The sequence below is a fragment of the Grimontia celer genome, from assembly GCF_900055185.1.
In the GTDB taxonomy this organism is placed as follows: domain Bacteria; phylum Pseudomonadota; class Gammaproteobacteria; order Enterobacterales; family Vibrionaceae; genus Enterovibrio; species Enterovibrio celer.
In genome coordinates this window covers 1-515 of the sequence record NZ_FIZX01000094.1, presented here as the reverse complement: position 1 = coordinate 515, position 515 = coordinate 1, and the positions used below count along the sequence as shown (strand labels likewise).

Genomic DNA, 515 nt, shown 5'->3' with positions numbered 1-515 from the left:
AAATAAAACACACACTAAACAGCGCTTGCTAAAAACAAAGAAGGAGCCGAGAGGCTCCTTCTTAATGCAGATCACGTCAGCATGATCATTTAGTCTTCAATCGGGCGTTTCGGGAACAATCGACGCACTATGACGAAGAACAAAGGTACAAAGAAAATCGCCAGAACCGTAGCGGTCAATGTACCACCTACGATCCCCGTACCAATTGAAATTCGACTGTTAGCACCTGCACCAGAAGACAAAGCTAACGGCAACGTGCCCACGATAAACGCTAACGATGTCATGATGATCGGACGTAAACGCAATCGCGCGCCTTCGGTCGCAGCTGTCCAAACATCTTCACCACGGCGATAAGCCGCTTCAGCAAACTCCACGATTAAGATGGCATTCTGCGAGGACAAACCAATGATGGTCAAGAGTGCCACTTGGAAATACACATCATTCTGAAGACCGCGTAGATAGATCGCACCTGCCGCACCAATGACCCCCAAAGGAATCACCATGATCACAGAGAA

Annotated in this window: 1 protein-coding gene; it reads right to left on the bottom strand. The window is 48.2% G+C overall.

Translation table 11 applies throughout. The features are described from left to right. Window positions 1-89: 89 nt before the first annotated feature. Window positions 90-515, bottom strand: a 426-nt coding sequence (locus tag GCE9029_RS25600; RefSeq protein ID WP_197475452.1) for an efflux RND transporter permease subunit, incomplete at its 5' end; no start/stop codon positions are given.